The organism is Psychrobacter sp. CoH-33_TS_01 (assembly GCF_058189395.1).
This window is the reverse complement of the sequence record NZ_JBVGQI010000091.1, coordinates 1-245: the sequence shown is the minus strand read 5'-3', so window position 1 is coordinate 245 and position 245 is coordinate 1. Positions and strand designations below refer to the sequence as shown.

Here is a 245-nt window from a genome sequence, read left to right as displayed (position 1 = left end):
GATCTCCCGGGTGCCGAGCAACCGCGTGGAGACGATGAGGGATCGAACCGAGTCGTCATCGATCACGGTTCCCACGTTCCTGATCAGGTCGACGTCGCCATCGGCCAGGCCCAGCATCCTCACGATCCCGCTCAGCCGGGGATCCGCACAGGTGACGATCGCGATCTTCGGCGCCGGCGGCGCCCCGTTGCTCGCATCGTAATCGTCGGCGTTCGCTGCGATGGCGCTGAGCGCCTCATCGATGA

General features: G+C 65.7%; 1 protein-coding gene. It reads right to left on the bottom strand.

Annotation, left to right across the window (positions count from 1 at the left end):
- On the bottom strand, positions 1-245 hold a 245-nt coding region (locus tag ACZ2XM_RS15660; RefSeq protein WP_490619039.1), incomplete at both ends, for a carbonic anhydrase.